Here is an 18008-nt window from a genome sequence, read left to right on the forward strand (position 1 = left end):
TCCGATGGGGCTGTTAGGGTTCTTAGCTATTGCGGAGATAGTCATCCATATCGGTTTTCAGATTATCGGATTTAGTGCCGAAGATAGCCTGCACACCAGAACCTGCAATCACTACGCCGCGCGCGCCGAGGCTTTTTAATTCCGTCTGGTTCACTTTCGCCACGTCCGTCACGCTAACACGTAAACGGGTAATACACGCATCAAGATTGGTGATGTTCTCTTTACCACCAAATGCCGTGACCAGTTTACCCGCCATTTCGCTGTCCGTAGCGAAAGATTGCTCATTCGCTGTCTCTTCGCGGCCAGGCGTTTTTAGATTCAGCTTAACGATCAATACGCGAAACACGGTGTAGTAAATCAAACCGTAGATAACCCCAATAACCGGGAACAACCAGATTTTGCTGCTGTTGCCGCTCAGTACGATAAAGTCGATCAGACCGTGGGAAAAGCTTGTGCCGTCACGCATACCCAGCAGAATACAAACCGGAAATGCCAGTCCCGCCAGAATAGCGTGAATGCCATACAGAATCGGCGCCACGAACATGAATGAGAACTCGATCGGCTCGGTGATGCCGGTCAGGAACGAGGTCAGCGCGGCGGAGATCATGATGCCACCCACTTTGGCACGATTTTCCGGTTTGGCTGAATGCCAAATCGCAATGGCTGCCGCTGGCAAACCATACATTTTGAACAGGAAGCCGCCAGACAGCTTACCTGCCGTTGGGTCACCCGCCATATAACGCGGGATGTCGCCATGGAATACCTGACCCGCCGCGTTGGTAAATTCACCAATTTGCATCTGGAAAGGCACGTTCCAGATATGGTGCAAACCAAATGGCACCAGTGAACGTTCAACTACGCCGTAAATACCAAAAGCCACTACCGGGTTCTGGTATGCCGCCCATTGCGAGAAGGTCTGAATTGCAGCGCCTACCGGCGGCCAGATAAAGGAAAGCACTACGCCCAGCACGATGGCCGTTAAACCGGAGATTATCGGTACAAAACGTTTACCGGCGAAGAAACCCAGATATTCTGGCAGTTTAATACGGTAAAAACGGTTGAACATATATGCGGCGATTGAACCAGCGATGATGCCGCCTAATACGCCAGTATCTGCAAGATGTTTGGCTGCTATTTCTGTCGCAGGTAAATGCAGGACTAGCGGAGCGACCACCGCCAGGGTTTTTACCATAATACCGTAGGCGACCACAGCTGCTAACGCCGCAACGCCGTCATTATTGGTGAAGCCAAGCGCAACGCCGATAGCAAAAATCAGCGGCATATTGGCGAACACCGATCCACCCGCTTCTGCCATCACATGCGAAACAACGACCGGTAACCAGCTGAAATTCGCCGAACCGACACCTAATAAAATACCGGCAATCGGCAGTACCGATACCGGAAGCATGAGCGATTTACCGACCTTTTGAAGGTTGGCAAAAGCATTTTTGAACATAGCGTAAAGCTCCTGAGTATAAGTGCATGTCGCGCGGTGCGCGTGGTAAAGAGGAGGATTCTTTACCCGTCGGCGGTATCCGCCTTGTTATTTATTACGAAACGTAAAATAAACCAGCAATGCGTACTTTGATAGTTCTCACGCTTCCGGAAGGGGGAGCGGTGACTTAGGGCACTTCTGACTGATTTGCGCGGGATTATAAGCGAAAAAAAGCTGGCCTTGTCATCATATTCAAGGCCAGCATGGCTACTCTGCGATTAACGGCAGAATTTGAAATAAACTATTCAGAAACCTAAGCGATTCAGTGGAATATGAAACAGGTCGGAAAAGTTTTTCGTGGTGGTTTCCGCCAGCGTTTCAATATCCACACCTTTCAATACCGCAAGATAATCCGCTACGTCACGGGTATAAGCAGGCTGATTCTCTTTGCCACGAAACGGCACCGGGGCAAGGTACGGCGAATCTGTCTCGACCAGCATGCGATCAAGGGGCACATAGCGCGCCGCTTCGCGTAGCTGTTCAGCGTTACGAAAGGTCACGATACCGGAAAAGGAGATATAGAATCCCATATCCAGTAACTTTGCCGCCGTGGCTTGATCTTCAGTAAAGCAGTGTAATACACCGCCACAGCGCTCAACATGCTCTTCACGCAGAATCGCTAAGGTGTCATCCCGGGCATCACGCGTATGAACGATAACAGGTTTGTTCAGCGTAATACCGGTGCGGATGTGTTCGCGAAATGAAAGCTGCTGCTGTGCTTTAGTTTCTTGCTGGTAATAATAATCTAACCCGGTTTCGCCTAATGCCACCACACGCGGATCGGCAGCCAGACGACGAAACTCGTCAACGTCGTAAGCCTCTTCCTGATTCAGTGGGTGTACGCCACAGGAAAGTGCAATGTTTTCACGATCGCCAACCAGCTCTTTGAGTGTATAAAAGCCAGGTAATGTCGTGGCGATGGCCAGCATAAACTTCACGTCCCGCGCCGCGGCTTTAGCGATCACCTCATCCAGGTCGCGATGATTTTTTTCATAATCCAGGCCATCAAGATGGCAGTGGGAATCCACAATAAACATATTTTTTCTCTTTCGGTTTAGCCGACCAACGCAGGCTTAAGTTTATCAGCCCAGCTCAGTAAACGATCGGTTAACAATAATTCACGGTTAACCGCGGCTACATGTAACAGCTGCTCCCGACATTGCATCCAGTCGTGGGCGCTGGCATTTAGCGCACTGGCAGAAAAATGTTGCGCTAACAGTGCAACCCCATCCTGGTGGTCAACATTGCTTAACCATTGCGTTGCGCCTTGCTGCCATTTCATTGCGTCTAACAATAATGACAGCAACCATCCAATGCGTGCGGCCGCATCGTCGGCATTCAGTATTGGCAGTAATTGCAACATATCCTGTTGCAGCGCGCCGGGTAGCGTCTCGAATAATTTTTGACGTGCCTGCAAACTGGCTGGCTCAAGTAAAGTCAACGCGGCTGCAGGCGCCCCCGCGCTCAGACGTAGCACGGCTAATAATAAATCGTCGCCTTGCGCTGTCTGCTTTTTCAACCATTGTAAACTTTGACGTTCATCTGGCGGCGTCAAATGTAAGGTCATACAGCGGCTGCGTAAGGTGGCCAGTAAGCGCGAAGGTTCACGACTTGTCAGAAAGAACCAGCTATTTGCAGGCGGCTCTTCCAGTGTTTTCAGTAAGGCGTTGGCTGCGGCTTCGCTTAATTGCGCGGCATCAGGCAGCCAGACAACTTTGGCGCCTCCCTGCTGACCAAAATGATAAATTTTTTCGGTTACCTGCCGCACGGCATCGATGCCCAGCGTGCTTTTACCTTTTTCCGCTTCCAGCCGATACCAGTCGGGATGCGTATTGGCCTGCATCAGCTGGCATCCATGACAATGACCACAGCTTTTTAAACCGTCCCGCTGCTGGCACATCAGCCAGCGGCTGAGCCCCCAGACCAGCGCGTCGTCTCCCAGCCCACTCATTGCCTGAATTAACAGTGCATGATGACCGCGCCCGTCCTGGTGCTGGGTAATGATCTGACGATAGGGCTGACTGAGCCAGGGATACCAGTTCATACTGACTTTTCCGCCAGCCAGGCGGACAACACGGCTTTTAGTGACATTGTCACATCAGCGAGTGGTTGTGTGGCGTCCACTGTAAGAATATTCGCGTCTTCAGCCGCTAACGTCAGGTAGCGTTCGCGAGTGCGTTCAAAGAATCGCAGCGATTCTTGTTCGATGCGATCCAGCTCTCCACGGGCGCGGGCTCGTTGCAAACCGATTTCCGGCGTAACGTCTAAATATAAGGTGAGATCGGGGCGAAAATCTCCCAGTACGGCATCACGCAAGGTACGCAACAGTTGCGTATTCAGACCGCGGCCACCGCCTTGATAAGCCTGTGAAGAGAGGTCGTGACGATCGCCAATTACCCAGGCACCACGCGCTAATGCAGGCTTTATTATGGTTTCAACCAGCTGCACGCGGGCTGCATAGAGCATCAGGAGTTCTGCTTTATCCGTGACCTGTTCACCTTCAATACCTTGCTTAACCAACACACGCAGCTGCTCCGCCAGTGGGGTCCCGCCCGGCTCGCGTGTAAAGACAATATCTGTGATGCCCCTTTCACGCAGCGTTTCGACAATGGCGTTGCGTGCGGTGGTCTTGCCTGCGCCTTCAAGCCCTTCGATGACGATAAATTTACTTTTCATTTTTTTCCTTCAGCGCTAACCGGTAAGCCTGAACGGCGCGATTATGACTCGCGAGATTGGTGGTGAAAGTGTGTCCACCTTTGCCATCTGCAACAAAGTACAGATAATTGGTTTTTTCGGGATGCGCCGCAGCCACTAATGACGCTTTGCCTGGCATCGCAATCGGACCCGGCGGCAAACCGCTAATGATATAGGTATTGTAATCGGTCGGCGTTTCGAGATCTTTACGTGTCAGCGTACCCGTATAATTATCACCCATACCATAAATGACTGTGGGGTCGGTTTGCAGTCGCATGCCAGTGCGTAAGCGATTAATGAATACCGATGCTACGCGGGCGCGTTCTTCGCTGACGCCGGTCTCTTTTTCAATCATTGAGGCCATAGTGACTAAAGCCTGTTCGTTCTTATAAGGCAGATTATCTGCCCGCTCTTTCCAGACTGCATCAACCGTTGTGCTCATCCGCTGATGGGCTCGTTCAAGCAACGTTATATCGGCCGTGTTTGCGGTATATAAATACGTATCCGGGAAGAAACTGCCTTCCAGCTGGTTCGGTTCAAGCTTGAGGCTGGCGGCGACAGTGGCGAATTGATCGTCTTTTAACGTGTGCCTGATATAAGGCGCCTTGCGTAACTCACTCAGCCACTCTTTGAGCCGCTGGGCTTCAACGAATCGTAAAGGGAATTGCGCTTCTTTACCGCTTGCCAGCAATTGCAGCAAGCTGCGCACAGTCATGCCCTGCTCCAGACGATAAGTGCCTGCTTTGAAGGACGCCAGCTCCGGCTCAACTTTAAGCAACGGGCCAAACCAGATGCTGCGAGGAATAAGATGCTGACTTTCAAGTTGTGCTTCCAGCGCGACGCGTCCAGTTCCCGCAGGAAGCGTGTAGATGGTTTCCTGATTTATGATTAAAGGGGCCGACGCGAGTTCTTTTATCTGCCAGTAACTGAAGGCAGCGGCGAGGCCCAAAATCGCCACTGTTCCGACGAAAAATTTTTTACTTCGGCTCATTTTGCTTCCAATTTTTTACAGCTCATCTGCAACTGATTAAACAATTTCCGCCCGGTAAAGTTCACCGCATCGATCTGTCGAACCGGTAAAACCGGCATCAGTGCGTTACATATAACCACTTCATCGGCAGCGAATATTTCTGCGGGTTCGCTTTGCACTACCTGACAGGCCAAACCTGCTGCCTCCAGCTGCATCATCAGGTAGCGACGCATAATTCCATTAACGCCTGACATTGATAAATCTGGCGTCAATATGGTGTCACCTTTGCGCCAGAACAGATTGGCTGCACAGCATTCTACCACCTGGCCTTGCGTGTCGAGTACCAGCGCCTCATCTGCATCAGTCTGATCAAGATGGGCGCGGATCATGACCTGCTCAAGTCGGTTCAGGTGTTTAAGTCCGGCAAACTGTGCGTTTTGCGCTAAACGAATCGGGCTGGTAGCAAGCGTTACACCCTGCTGTTGTAAGCGAAGATAGTGCTGGGGCCATGGCGATAGCGAGATAATCCGTGTGGATTCGCCGCAACCGGTACGGCTATAGCCTCGTCCACCAGTGCCAGCGGTAATCACCACTTTTAATACCGCTTGTTGCTGATTTTGTGCAGCTCTGCGCATCTCTTTTTCGAGCAGTGACCAGTCAACCTCAGGAAGCCATAGCTGCTCACACGTGTCCTTTAAGCGCTGCAAATGTTGTTCGATTAACAGAATTTTCCCGTTTTGTACGGCTGCCGTGGTAAAACAGCCATCACCAAACTGCACAGCGCGATCGTTGGCAGGAAGCTGTTTTTGTTCAATACCGTTAATCCACATTTATCGACCTGCTGTATTGCTGCTCTGAATTAATCCCTGGATGTGATGATTAATGCCAGAACGTGTTTAATATAAAAAAGGCCCGCATTGCGGGCCTTTTAAGCAAATCACATCGGTTATACTTTACGGAAAATCAGCGAACCGTTAGTGCCACCAAAACCGAAGGAGTTACACAACGTGTATTCCAGGCCACTCACCTGTCGTGCGGTATGCGGGATGAAATCGAGATCACAGCCTTCATCCGGACTATCAAGGTTGATGGTCGGGGGGACAGCCTGGTCGCGTAATGCCAGAATCGAATAAATCGACTCAACGGCGCCTGCGGCTCCCAGCAAATGACCCGTCATTGACTTGGTTGAGCTAACCATCACCGTTTTGGCTGCATCGCCAAACACTGATTTCACGGCCTGCGCTTCTGCTTTGTCACCCGCTGGCGTAGACGTGCCATGGGCGTTAACGTAGCCGATTTGCGCTGGGGAAAGCTGCGCATCACGCAGTGCATTCACCATAGCTGCTGCTGCACCGGCGCCATCTTCTGGCGGTGAAGTCATGTGATAAGCATCACTGCTCATACCAAAACCAACCACTTCCGCATAAATTTTTGCGCCACGCTTCTTCGCGTGCTCATACTCTTCCAGAACAACGATGCCAGCACCGTCGCCCAGCACGAACCCGTCACGATCTTTATCCCATGGGCGGCTAGCCGCTTGTGGATTTTCGTTATGGGTAGAGAGCGCACGCGCCGCGCCAAATCCACCAACACCCAAAGGAGTACTGGCCTTTTCAGCACCGCCAGCCAGCATAACGTCAGCATCGTTATACGCGATAATACGCGCAGCATGACCGATATTATGCACGCCAGAAGTACATGCCGTCGCGATAGAGATGCTAGGACCTTTCAGGCCATACATGATGGTTAAATGTCCTGCCACCATGTTTACAATGGTTGAAGGCACAAAGAACGGGCTGATTTTACGCGGGCCGCCGTTGACCAGTGAAGTGTGGTTATCTTCAATTAACCCCAGGCCACCGATACCGGAACCAATTGCCGCCCCAACACGACCTGCATTTTCATCGGTTATGACTAAACCGCTGTCATGCATGGCCTGAATGCCAGCAACAACGCCATATTGGATGAACTCATCCATCTTGCGCTGATCTTTGCGCGCGATGAAATCATCACAATTAAAATTTCTCACTAAGCCTGCAAAGCGTGTTGCGTAGGCACTAGTATCAAAATGATCGATCAGGTTAATGCCGCTCTGACCGGCAAGGAGAGCACTCCAGGTAGACTCTACGGTATTGCCGACAGGAGACAACATGCCAAGACCGGTCACAACTACACGACGCTTAGACACGTTCGTCCTCCAGGGAGGGGAAATAAGAACTATGTGGGACAAACATAAAACTCAGGCGGTCGAGTGACCGCCTGACGGTATTCATTAGCCTTTATGGCTATTGATATAATCGATCGCTGCCTGAACGGTAGTGATTTTCTCAGCTTCTTCGTCTGGAATTTCAGTATCAAACTCTTCTTCCAGAGCCATTACCAGCTCAACGGTATCAAGAGAATCAGCACCCAGGTCTTCTACGAAAGATGCAGAGTGGGTCACTTCTTCCTCTTTCACACCCAGCTGCTCACCAATGATTTTCTTAACGCGTTGTTCGATATCGCTCATACTATTTAATTTCCTATCAAAACTCGCTTTCGCGATGGTTTTCGTAGTGTATAAAATGTTGAAAAAGATGCAACAAAATCCCGGCTGGTCAAACCACGATTTTACGCTATTTTGCGGTTTTTACCGCAAATAATGCAAATGATTTCGTGATTATCACACCATGTACATACCGCCGTTGACGTGCAGCGTCTCACCCGTGATGTACGCAGCTTCGTCAGAGGCTAAAAATGCAACAGCATTGGCGATTTCTTGCGCTTCGCCTAAGCGACCCGCGGGTACTTCCGCCAAAATGCCAGAACGTTGATCTTCATTCAGCGCCCGCGTCATGTCCGTTTCAATAAAGCCCGGTGCCACGACGTTGACTGTAATGCCACGTGACGCGATTTCGCGCGCCAGTGATTTGCTAAAGCCAATCAAACCCGCTTTGGCTGCCGCGTAGTTTGCCTGGCCCGCGTTACCCATGGTTCCAACAACAGAACCGATGGTGATGATACGCCCCACGCGTTTTTTCATCATGGCACGCAAAACCGCCTTAGAAAGACGGAAGACGGAAGAGAGGTTAGTATCAAGAATATCCTGCCACTCATCGTCTTTCATGCGCATCAGCAGATTATCACGCGTAATGCCTGCATTATTGACTAAAATGTCCACTTCGCCAAATTCAGCGCGAATTTTCTCTAAAACGCTATCGATCGATGCGGCGTCTGTCACGTTCAGCATCAAACCTTTACCGTTGTTACCCAGGTAAGCGCTAATAGCATCGGCGCCGCTTTGGCTGGTTGCGGTTCCCACAACTTTGGCACCCCGTGCCGCCAGTGTTTCCGCAATTGCACGACCAATGCCGCGACTCGCGCCGGTGACCAGCACAACTTTACCTTCAAAACTCATATTATCCCTCTTATTCCTGTTCCAGAGCCGCTTTTAACGAAGCAGGATCGTTAACAGCGGCTGCGGTCAGGCTATCAACAATACGTTTAGTCAAACCGGTCAGTACTTTACCTGGACCCATTTCCAGCAATTGCGTAACGCCTTGAGCCGCCATTGCCTCAACGCTTTCCGTCCAGCGTACCGGGCTATAAAGCTGGCGCACTAATGCATGGCGGATCGCAGCGGTATCCGATTCAGCTTTAACATCAACGTTGTTAATGACCGGTACAGCAGGTGCACTGAACGTCACTTTTTCCAGCGCAACGGCCAGCTTGTCAGCGGCAGGCTTCATCAACGCGCAATGAGAAGGCACACTGACCGGTAACGGCAACGCACGCTTCGCGCCTGCAGCTTTACAAGCCGCGCCAGCACGATCGACAGCGTCTTTATTACCCGCAATAACCACCTGTCCCGGCGAGTTAAAGTTGACCGGCGAGACCACCTGACCTTGCGCACTGTCTTCGCATGCTTTACGAATAGACGCATCATCCAGCCCAATGATGGCTTGCATCGCCCCGGTTCCTTCCGGCACCGCTTCCTGCATCAGTTTGCCGCGCAGCTCAACCAGTTTGATAGCATCAGCAAACGTCAACACGCCGGCACAAACCAGCGCAGAATATTCGCCCAGGCTGTGGCCTGCCATCAGAACGGGTTGTTCACCGCCCTGCTGCTGCCATACGCGATAGATTGCTACGGATGATGCCAACAACGCTGGCTGGGTTTGCCAGGTTTTATTCAGTGCTTCAGCCGGACCCTGGCTGACCAGCTGCCACAGGTCGTAACCCAGCGCGTCAGACGCCTCGCGGAAAGTCTCTTCTACCTGCGGATAAGCCGCGGCCAGCTCGGTCAACATGCCCACGGCCTGCGAACCCTGGCCTGGGAAAACAAAAGCAAATTGCGTCATTTCCAAATTCCTTTCAATCAAAAGCGAACCAGCGCTGAACCCCAGGTGAAACCACCGCCAAAAGCCTCCAGCAGAATCAATTGTCCGCGTTTGATACGGCCATCGCGTACGGCTTCATCTAATGCGCCAGGCACAGAAGCCGCTGAGGTATTACCGTGGCGATCCAGGGTTACAACCACTTTATCCATGGTCATGCCCAGTTTTTTTGCCGTTGCGCTAATAATGCGAAGATTTGCCTGATGGGGCACCAGCCAGTCGAGCATTTCGCGATCGAGATTATTGGCCTGCAGCGTTTCGTCAACGATATGCGCCAGCTCAGTCACGGCGACTTTAAAGACTTCGTTGCCCGCCATGGTAAGGTAAGCGGGCTGATCCTGCTGCGCCCGATCCTGATAAGGTAGCGTCAGCAACTGGGCATAACGCCCATCTGCGTGCAGATGCGTCGAAATGATGCCTTGTTCTTCGCTCTGACCAAGCACCACCGCGCCCGCACCATCGCCAAACAGGATAATAGTGCCACGATCGTTAGGATCCAGCGTACGTGCAAGAACGTCGGCACCAATGACCAGCGCATGCTTAACCGCACCATTTTTAATGTACTGATCGGCAACGCTTAAAGCGTAAGTGAAACCCGCACAAGCCGCCGCAAGGTCAAAGGCTGCACAATCTTTAATGTCCAGCATTTGCTGAATCATACAGGCTGAACTGGGGAAAGCATGACTGGATGAGGTAGTAGCAACAATAATCAGTCCCACGTCACTGGCGTCGATACCGGCCATTTCAAGCGCGCGCTGCGCGGCTTGTGAACCCATGGTTGCGACGGTTTCATCCGGCGCGGCAATGCGGCGTTCACGGATACCGGTACGGGTAACAATCCACTCGTCCGAAGTCTCTACCATTTTTTCCAGATCGGCATTTGTGCGGACCTGGCTGGGCAAATAACTGCCCGTACCGATAATTTTGGTAAACATCTAGGCTTTGTCACTCCTGGCTAATACAGCGTCAAGGCGCGCGGCAATTCGTTCAGGAACTTGCCGCCGCACCGCCTGCTCTGCCTGTTCTATCGCCACAGCGAACGCGCATTGATTGGCTGCGCCATGGCTTTTGATCACTGTTCCGCGCAATCCTAACAGACAAGCGCCATTGTACTGGTCGGGGTTGAGATGGCCAAAGCGCCTCGCCAGACGTTTTTGTACCCAACGTCCCAGCAATTTCAACCACCATGACCGTTTTTTACCTTCCCCTGATGATTTCAGCAGCGAAAGGAACATTCTTACCACGCCTTCCATCGTCTTCAACGTCACGTTGCCAACGAAACCATCACACACCAGCACATCCGTTTTGCCGGTAAGCAGATCGTTACCTTCAAGGTAACCAATATAGTTGATGTATGGAGATTCTCTCAGGGTTGCGGCTGCTTCGCGAATACTTTCAAGCCCCTTGGTCTCTTCCTGACCAATATTGAGAAGCGCCACGCGCGGTTTTACAATGCCAAGCACCTCTTCCGCCATGACTGCGCCCATCACCGCAAACTGCACCAGCATTACGCTGTCCGAATTAATATTGGCACCTAAGTCTAATATCACCGTTTTGCCCTGCTGCTGGTGGGGCAGCACAGACATTAACGCGGGTCGCTCAATACCATCCAGCGGCTTCAACAGCATTTTTGATAACCCCATCAAAGCACCGGTATTACCGGCACTGATGCAGGCTTGTGCCCGTCCCTCTTTTACCAGCTCCAGCGCAACACGCATCGAACTGCCGCGACTGTTACGGATGGCTTGAGCGGGTCGTGCATCACTTGCAATAACCGATTCGGCAGGGATAACCTGCAAACGCCCCAGTAAAGAGGAATCCGCTTTGGCAAGCAATGGCGTGAAGGTGTCGGGATTTCCGACCAGAAGAAGATGTAGTTGCGAATGAGAGGCCAGTGCCTGCAATGCTGCAGGCACTGTCACGCAAGGACCGAAGTCCCCGCCCATGGCATCAATCGCCAGGGTCAAACGTGTCAAGGTATCGCCTTGCTAAGCGCAAGTCTTATTTAACGATAACCTTGCGACCGCGGTAGTAACCATCCGCAGTGATATGGTGACGCAGATGAGTTTCGCCGGAAACTTTATCTACTGACAGAGTGGTGGTGGTCAGCGCATCGTGCGAACGACGCATGCCACGCTTAGAACGGGTGGGTTTATTCTGTTGTACGGCCATGGACCTTACTCCTATTACTTACGCTTTAAACTGGCTAATACGGCAAATGGGTTTGGTTTTTCCGCCTCTGCAGGCAATTTACCAAAGACCATGTCCGCCTCGGACACTTCACAGTGTTCAGAATCATGCACCGGAACGACAGGCAGCGCGAGGATCACTTCATCCTCAATAACCGCCAACAGGTCAATTTCACCGTATTCGTTGACATCGACCGGTTCGTACGCTTCCGGCAACGCTTCGGCCTGCTCTTCAGAAAAGACAGGACTAAAGCAATAGCTTACGTGGACATGGTGCGGAAACACCTGATTGCAGCGCTGGCAGCGTAACGTCACTTGAACATCAGCCGTACCTGTCAGCACAGCCAGACGTTGGCTGTCAACCGCAAACGACATGGAGCAATCTACATCACTGTCCACACTAACGACCGACTCGGCCACGCGCTCCACCTGTTCAGGCGTGTACACGCCTTGATAATCAAGGCGTTTTTGAGCGGTGCGGACAGGGTCCAGCGTTAGGGGTAATTTTACCTTTTGCATAGGGCGCGCATATTAACTTTGTAATGTCATAGAGTCAAAGAAAAAGGCCGTTTAACAGCATCTTTCAACCACTATTCGCATCCAGTGCGGCGCACAGTTTAAAATGACTGTCACCAATTCGCTATCAATATTGAAAAAAAATGACGGCATCGATTCTTTTAGCTTCAACCTCGCCATATCGTCGGGCGTTATTAACGAAATTCGGCCTGCCTTTTATTACTGATTCACCGCAGGTTGATGAGACCGCTTTCCCGGATGAAACGGCAGAAAGGCTGGTTACGCGCCTTGCCGTTGCTAAAGCGCAGGCACAAGCTGAAAAATATCCAGAGCACTGGATTATCGGATCCGATCAGGTTTGTGTATTAGGGGGGAAAATTACCGGCAAGCCGCATATGATTGAAAATGCCCAGGCGCAATTACGTGCCGCCAGCGGCAACAGCGTTACTTTTTATACCGGGTTAGCGCTTTATCATCACAGCAGCCGCTATTTAAGGCAATGTTGTGAGCCGTTTACCGTGCATTTTCGTCATTTAAGCGATGATGAAATTGCAAACTATATAGAGAAAGAACAGCCATTTGAGTGTGCAGGCAGTTTTAAAAGTGAAGGGCTGGGAATTTGCTTATTTGACAGATTAGAGGGCCGCGATCCCAATACACTGATTGGGTTACCGTTGATTGCGCTTAACGGTATGTTGCGAGAAGTCGGCCTCAACCCGTTAGCAGGTTGAGGCGCAGCGCGTCAGCTTTTTTGCTGGCGCAACTTCTGTAAGCAACGTTTCAGTCCCTCGTCTAACGGCGCTTCCATTCGCATCATCTCTCCGGTGCCAGGATGGGTAAACGTCAATGCCGCAGCGTGCAAAAACAGACGTTTTAAACCGGTCGGTGCAAGCTGGTCATCAAAGTTTCGTTCACCGTAACGGTCGTCAAAAGCGATGGGATGTCCGGCATGCAGCGTATGGACGCGAATCTGGTGCGTTCGTCCGGTGACCGGGCTTGCTTTCACCAGGGTGGCAAATGCAAAACGCTCTTCTACCTTAAACCGTGTTTCCGATGGCTTTCCCTCTGCGCTGACACGCACGACACGCTCGCCGCTCTGCAAAATATTCTTCAGCAGCGGAGCCTGTACGACTTTAAGATGTGAAGGCCAGTTGCCGCGCACCAGCGCCAAATAATCCTTTTGCATCCCCTTTTCACGCAATTGCTCATGTAAAGAGCGCAACGCCGAGCGTTTCTTGGCGACCAGTAAAATACCGGAGGTATCACGATCAAGACGGTGAACCAGTTCAAGGAAACGGGCCTCCGGGCGCAAGGCGCGTAAGCCTTCAATGACACCAAAATTCAGGCCACTGCCACCATGCACGGCCGTGCCTGAAGGTTTATTCAACACCAAAAGATAATCATCTTCATACAAAATGGCATCGGCTAAAGACGCCACTTTCGCCAGCTTAGGCGAAACGGCCTCATCATCTCGTTCCGCCACCCGTACCGGCGGAATACGAACTTCATCGCCCTCTTCCAGTTTATATTCCGGTTTGATGCGTTTTTTATTTACCCGCACCTCGCCTTTACGCACGATGCGATAAATCATGCTTTTTGGCACACCCTTCAGTTGCGTGCGTAAAAAGTTATCGATTCGTTGACCGACATTTTCAGCCGTGATGGCGACAAGCTGTACGCCAGGATTCTCTGTTTTCATGGCGGCGATTCTAAATAGTGTCCTTAGATAGCGCCACACCTTTTTCTGTGCTTAACTCTTTGCGTATTGCTGACTTAAGCGACACGGACGCTGACTTTTTCTACGATACGTCCTGTCACCCACTCTATTAGCGCGGTAAATGTAAAGAAACTTTCCCAGGCGATTAAAGTCGCCTTGCTATATGAAGGTTAGCAATGGAATAATGCTTAAGTTTCTTACCTGAACCGTTTCAGGACAGGAAAAAGCGAAATTAGTTATTTTACCGGATTGAGCAAACACGCAGCAATGGCGTAAGACGTAATGCAAAATCAGGTACTTAGCGGGCTGCGGGTTGCGGCCTGGACAGCAGTTTGGGATGCACGGGTTTTCAAATTCTCTCTGGCATTTCCACTATCTGGTGCTGTTTTTCCTTATGAAAAACAGGCCACCGACGTTATTTGCGCCCCTCGCGCGGTCGATAACCGTGAGGTTGACGACATTGCACTAAGTCACGGGGCCATCGGTTGATACTCGTCCAGGGTAACTATGCCCGCAGCTTTAATCACTCATGAAAGAATAACGAGTAAGTCACGATGAAAAGAATGTTAATTAACGCAACTCAGCAGGAGGAGTTGCGCGTTGCCCTGGTTGACGGACAACGTCTGTACGATCTGGATATTGAAAGTCCAGGCCACGAACAGAAAAAAGCCAACATCTACAAAGGTAAAATCACCCGCATTGAACCCAGTCTCGAAGCTGCGTTTGTCGATTACGGCGCAGAACGTCACGGTTTCCTCCCTCTGAAAGAAATTTCCCGCGAAAACTTTCCAGCCAATTACAACGCGCATGGCCGTCCAAACATCAAGGACGTATTACGTGAAGGCCAGGAAGTCATTGTTCAGATCGATAAAGAAGAGCGTGGCAATAAAGGCGCAGCGCTGACCACCTTTATCTCTCTGGCAGGTAGCTATCTGGTGCTGATGCCGAATAATCCTCGCGCGGGTGGCATTTCACGTCGTATCGAAGGTGATGACCGTACCGAGCTAAAAGAAGCGTTATCCGCTCTGGAATTACCGGAAGGGATGGGGTTGATCGTTCGTACGGCGGGCGTAGGCAAATCCGCCGAATCACTGCAGTGGGATCTCAGCTTCCGCCTCAAACACTGGGAAGCGATCAAGAAAGCCGCTGAAAGTCGTCCTGCTCCGTTTCTGATTCATCAGGAAAGCAATGTGATTGTGCGCGCTTTCCGTGATTATCTCCGCCAGGACATTGGCGAGATCCTCATCGACAACCCTAAAGTTCTGGAACTGGCGCGACAGCACATCGCTGCTCTCGGTCGCCCCGACTTCAGCAGCAAAATCAAACTGTACACCGGTGAGATTCCGCTGTTCAGCCATTATCAAATCGAGTCGCAGATTGAGTCCGCCTTCCAGCGCGAAGTCCGCCTGCCATCAGGGGGCTCAATTGTCATTGACAGCACCGAAGCGTTGACTGCGATTGATATTAACTCCGCCCGTGCCACTCGCGGTGGCGACATCGAAGAAACGGCGTTTAATACCAACCTGGAAGCGGCGGATGAAATTGCGCGTCAGTTACGTCTGCGTGACCTCGGTGGGCTGATAGTTATCGACTTTATTGATATGACACCGGTTCGCCATCAGCGCGCGGTAGAAAATCGTCTGCGTGAGGCGGTTCGCCAGGATCGCGCACGTATTCAGATTAGCCATATTTCGCGCTTCGGCCTGCTGGAAATGTCCCGTCAGCGTCTGAGTCCGTCGCTTGGCGAATCCAGTCATCACGTGTGCCCACGCTGTAGCGGCACCGGCACCATCCGTGATAACGAGTCGCTGTCATTGTCTATTCTGCGTCTGATTGAAGAAGAAGCCCTGAAAGACAACACTAAAGAAGTCCGCGCGATTGTGCCGGTTCAGGTCGCCTCTTACCTGCTGAACGAAAAACGTGAAGCCGTCAATGCGATCGAGAAACGCCAGGGCGGTGTCCGCGCGGTAATCGTGCCAGATGACCGCATGGAGACGCCGCACTATTCGGTGTTACGCGTGCGTAACGGTGAAGAAACGCAAACCCTCAGCTATCACCTGCCAAAACTGCATGAAGCAGAAATGGCGATGCCGTCTGAAGAAGAGCATGCGGAACGTCGTCGTCCTGAGCAGCCTGCGCTGGCCGCTTTTGTAATGCCTGATGCCCCACCGGCGCCTGTCGAAGTTGCCCCTGAAGCACCAAAAGCTGAAGCGAAACCGGCGGCAAAACCTGCCCCGAAAACCACAGCGAACGCAGCAGCCAGCACCGGTTTCCTGGGTCGTCTGTTTGGTGGACTGAAGAAGCTGTTTGCAGGTGAAGAAGCACCGACCGCTGCCCCTGTCGCTGTCCAGACCGAGCCGAAAAAGCCTCAGGAAGAAGAAAGTGAGAACCAGCGTGGCGAGCGTCGTAACAATCGTCGCAACAATAATCGCCGCGAGCGGACGCCGCGTAACGGTGATAATGCGCAAGCCCGTGATAACCGTGGACCACGCGAAAATCGCGAACCGCGTGAAAATCGTGAGCCGCGTGATACCACTGGTGAAAATCGCCGCAACAAGCGTCAACCGACACAGAACGAGACACGCGATGATCGTAACACTGTACTGAGCGATGAAGCTCGCCAGCAGCGTGACGAGCAGCAGCAACAGCGTCGTGAGCAACGTGCTGAGCGCCAGCGTCGTCGTCAGGAAGAGAAGCGAGCCCAGCAGGAGGCGAGCAAAGCGGCTGAGACCGTACCCGCTAACGTGGTTGAAACGCCGGAAGTGCAGGAAGATGAGCGCGTACAGGTTATGCCGCGTCGTAAGCAGCGCCAACTGTCACAGAAAGTACGTGTAGACGATGCGAACCAGCCGCCGCAGGAACAGATCGACGTGACTGCTAAGCCAGAAGAAGCGCGTCAGGCGCAGCCGGTTATTGAAATGCCACAGGCTGTTGCGACGCCGGTTGAAGAGCAGCAGGACGAGAATGAAGGTCGTGACAGCGCCAATATGCCACGCCGCTCACGTCGCTCGCCACGTCATCTGCGCGTCAGTGGACAACGTCGCCGTCGCTATCGTGATGAGCGTTATCCAACACAGTCTGCTATGCCGTTAACATCTGCTGCAGCTTCACCAGAAATGGCGTCAGGTAAAGTTTGGGTGCGCTATCCGGTTAGCCAGGCAAATGAAGAGCTGGCAACGCAGGACGCATTAAATGAAGCGCCGGATTACAGCCGTCAGGAAACCGCGGCAGCTGTCGCCCTGCCTACTGCTGCTGTTGAAACCCCTGTTGCGCAGGAAACATCCGTGCATCAGGCTGAACCTGTAGCTGAAACGCCGGTCACTATCGTAAATACCGATGACACAACGGCGATTGAAGCTCCTGTGAACGAAGAGCCATCAGTGATTCCAGCCGCAGCAGAAGCCAAAGCAGAGGCCATCGCTGAGCAGGCTGAACCCGCTGCGCCGGTCACTGATGAACCCGCCGTTCAACAGGATCAAGCTATGGGTCAGCCAACAGCCGACGTGTCTGAGCCTGCTATTGAGAAACCTGTTGAGATCGCTGCACCGGTTAACGAGCAGCCAACTGAAGTTGCAGCGCAGTCTGCAATTGAAGTGAGCCCGGAAACGGAAGCACAGGTCGAAGAAGTGCTGAACGCGCCAGTTGCAGCGGAAACGGCGGTTATGCCAGTCAGCGAACCACATGCTCCCGTTGCCGCGCGTGACATCGCACCGCAAGCCGTGCCAGACGATGGCACTCGCTGGAAGCATTTTGCCTCCGCGCCGATGACCAAAGCACCGGCACCAGCCTGGCAGCCAGAGCCGGTTCGTCATAGCGACTGGACACGTTCTCCGTACCAGTTTGACGGTAAAGGCTCTGCTGGCGGTCACAGCGCAACGCATCAGGCAACGGCACCTGCGACTAAGCCATAAGCCTCTGCGCTGCTACTGTCTCACCCCGGTCTTGTACCGGGGTTTTTTATTTCTGCTAAAAGCAGACAAAAAAATTCCACCTGCTCTTGTGAAGAAGGTGGAAGAAACTGAGCACACCCGGTTTAAGTCTGCTCAAATTT

At 52.1% G+C, this 18008-nt stretch carries 18 protein-coding genes; 3 read left to right on the forward strand and 15 right to left on the reverse strand.

Annotation, left to right across the window (positions count from 1 at the left end):
• Positions 1 to 22: 22 nt before the first annotated feature.
• The 14 genes from ptsG to yceD all read right to left on the reverse strand — a co-directional run bounded on the left by ptsG (position 23) and on the right by yceD (position 12243).
• Positions 23 to 1456: a PTS glucose transporter subunit IIBC gene (ptsG, locus tag QRY16_RS10055; protein WP_289776478.1), complete on the reverse strand. Its 1434-nt coding sequence runs from the start codon at positions 1454 to 1456 to the stop codon at positions 23 to 25.
• Positions 1457 to 1740: 284 nt separating this feature from the next.
• Positions 1741 to 2532 carry a metal-dependent hydrolase gene (locus QRY16_RS10060; protein ID WP_289776479.1) on the reverse strand — a complete coding sequence of 264 codons (792 nt, stop codon included), beginning with the start codon at positions 2530 to 2532 and terminating at the stop codon, positions 1741 to 1743.
• A 17-nt stretch (positions 2533 to 2549) separates the two neighbouring features.
• A complete protein-coding gene (holB, locus tag QRY16_RS10065) occupies positions 2550 to 3539 on the reverse strand; it encodes a DNA polymerase III subunit delta' (RefSeq protein ID WP_289776480.1) in 990 nt (329 codons plus the stop codon).
• Positions 3536 to 4171: a dTMP kinase gene (gene tmk / locus QRY16_RS10070; RefSeq protein WP_289776481.1), complete on the reverse strand. Its 636-nt coding sequence runs from the start codon at positions 4169 to 4171 to the stop codon at positions 3536 to 3538. The genes holB and tmk overlap by 4 nt, the downstream gene beginning before the upstream one ends.
• The gene (gene mltG, locus QRY16_RS10075) at positions 4161 to 5180 is read right to left on the reverse strand and encodes an endolytic transglycosylase MltG (RefSeq protein ID WP_289776482.1); all 1020 of its coding nucleotides are present in this window, start codon (positions 5178 to 5180) and stop codon (positions 4161 to 4163) included. Before mltG ends, tmk begins: the two co-directional genes overlap by 11 nt.
• Positions 5177 to 5989 (reverse strand): aminodeoxychorismate lyase, encoded by an 813-nt coding sequence (pabC, locus tag QRY16_RS10080; protein WP_289776483.1) that lies wholly within the window; start codon positions 5987 to 5989, stop codon positions 5177 to 5179. The genes mltG and pabC overlap by 4 nt, the downstream gene beginning before the upstream one ends.
• Before the next feature lie 116 nt (positions 5990 to 6105).
• Complete coding sequence (gene fabF, locus QRY16_RS10085; protein ID WP_193405450.1) at positions 6106 to 7347, reverse strand: beta-ketoacyl-ACP synthase II; 1242 nt, start codon at positions 7345 to 7347, stop codon at positions 6106 to 6108.
• 84 nt (positions 7348 to 7431) lie between these two features.
• Entirely contained in the window at positions 7432 to 7668 is a 237-nt protein-coding gene (gene acpP / locus QRY16_RS10090) for an acyl carrier protein (protein WP_193405451.1), read from the reverse strand.
• 153 nt (positions 7669 to 7821) lie between these two features.
• On the reverse strand, positions 7822 to 8556 hold the full coding sequence (gene fabG / locus QRY16_RS10095) for a 3-oxoacyl-ACP reductase FabG (RefSeq protein ID WP_289776484.1): 735 nt from the start codon (positions 8554 to 8556) through the stop codon (positions 7822 to 7824).
• A 10-nt stretch (positions 8557 to 8566) separates the two neighbouring features.
• A complete protein-coding gene (gene fabD / locus QRY16_RS10100) occupies positions 8567 to 9499 on the reverse strand; it encodes an ACP S-malonyltransferase (protein ID WP_289776485.1) in 933 nt (310 codons plus the stop codon).
• Between the two features lie 17 nt (positions 9500 to 9516).
• A complete protein-coding gene (locus QRY16_RS10105) occupies positions 9517 to 10470 on the reverse strand; it encodes a beta-ketoacyl-ACP synthase III (RefSeq protein ID WP_193405454.1) in 954 nt (317 codons plus the stop codon).
• Positions 10471 to 11511: a phosphate acyltransferase PlsX gene (plsX, locus tag QRY16_RS10110; RefSeq protein WP_193405455.1), complete on the reverse strand. Its 1041-nt coding sequence runs from the start codon at positions 11509 to 11511 to the stop codon at positions 10471 to 10473. It abuts the gene before it with no gap.
• Positions 11512 to 11536: 25 nt separating this feature from the next.
• Positions 11537 to 11707 (reverse strand): 50S ribosomal protein L32, encoded by a 171-nt coding sequence (rpmF, locus tag QRY16_RS10115; protein WP_034939285.1) that lies wholly within the window; start codon positions 11705 to 11707, stop codon positions 11537 to 11539.
• A gap of 14 nt (positions 11708 to 11721) precedes the next feature.
• The gene (yceD, locus tag QRY16_RS10120; RefSeq protein WP_289776486.1) at positions 11722 to 12243 is read right to left on the reverse strand and encodes a 23S rRNA accumulation protein YceD; all 522 of its coding nucleotides are present in this window, start codon (positions 12241 to 12243) and stop codon (positions 11722 to 11724) included.
• A 140-nt stretch (positions 12244 to 12383) separates the two neighbouring features.
• Between yceD and QRY16_RS10125 the strand changes: the two genes are divergently transcribed.
• Complete coding sequence (locus tag QRY16_RS10125; RefSeq protein ID WP_289776487.1) at positions 12384 to 12971, forward strand: Maf family protein; 588 nt, start codon at positions 12384 to 12386, stop codon at positions 12969 to 12971.
• Positions 12972 to 12982: 11 nt separating this feature from the next.
• Here QRY16_RS10125 and rluC read toward each other — a convergent pair whose 3' ends face one another.
• A complete protein-coding gene (gene rluC, locus QRY16_RS10130) occupies positions 12983 to 13939 on the reverse strand; it encodes a 23S rRNA pseudouridine(955/2504/2580) synthase RluC (RefSeq protein WP_289776488.1) in 957 nt (318 codons plus the stop codon).
• 300 nt (positions 13940 to 14239) lie between these two features.
• Between rluC and QRY16_RS10135 the strand changes: the two genes are divergently transcribed.
• A complete protein-coding gene (locus QRY16_RS10135; RefSeq protein ID WP_289776489.1) occupies positions 14240 to 14446 on the forward strand; it encodes a hypothetical protein in 207 nt (68 codons plus the stop codon).
• A gap of 65 nt (positions 14447 to 14511) precedes the next feature.
• Positions 14512 to 17868 carry a ribonuclease E gene (gene rne / locus QRY16_RS10140; RefSeq protein WP_289776490.1) on the forward strand — a complete coding sequence of 1119 codons (3357 nt, stop codon included), beginning with the start codon at positions 14512 to 14514 and terminating at the stop codon, positions 17866 to 17868.
• Positions 17869 to 18008: the final 140 nt, after the last annotated feature.

The organism is Mixta mediterraneensis (assembly GCF_030283135.1).
GTDB lineage: Bacteria > Pseudomonadota > Gammaproteobacteria > Enterobacterales > Enterobacteriaceae > Pantoea > Pantoea mediterraneensis.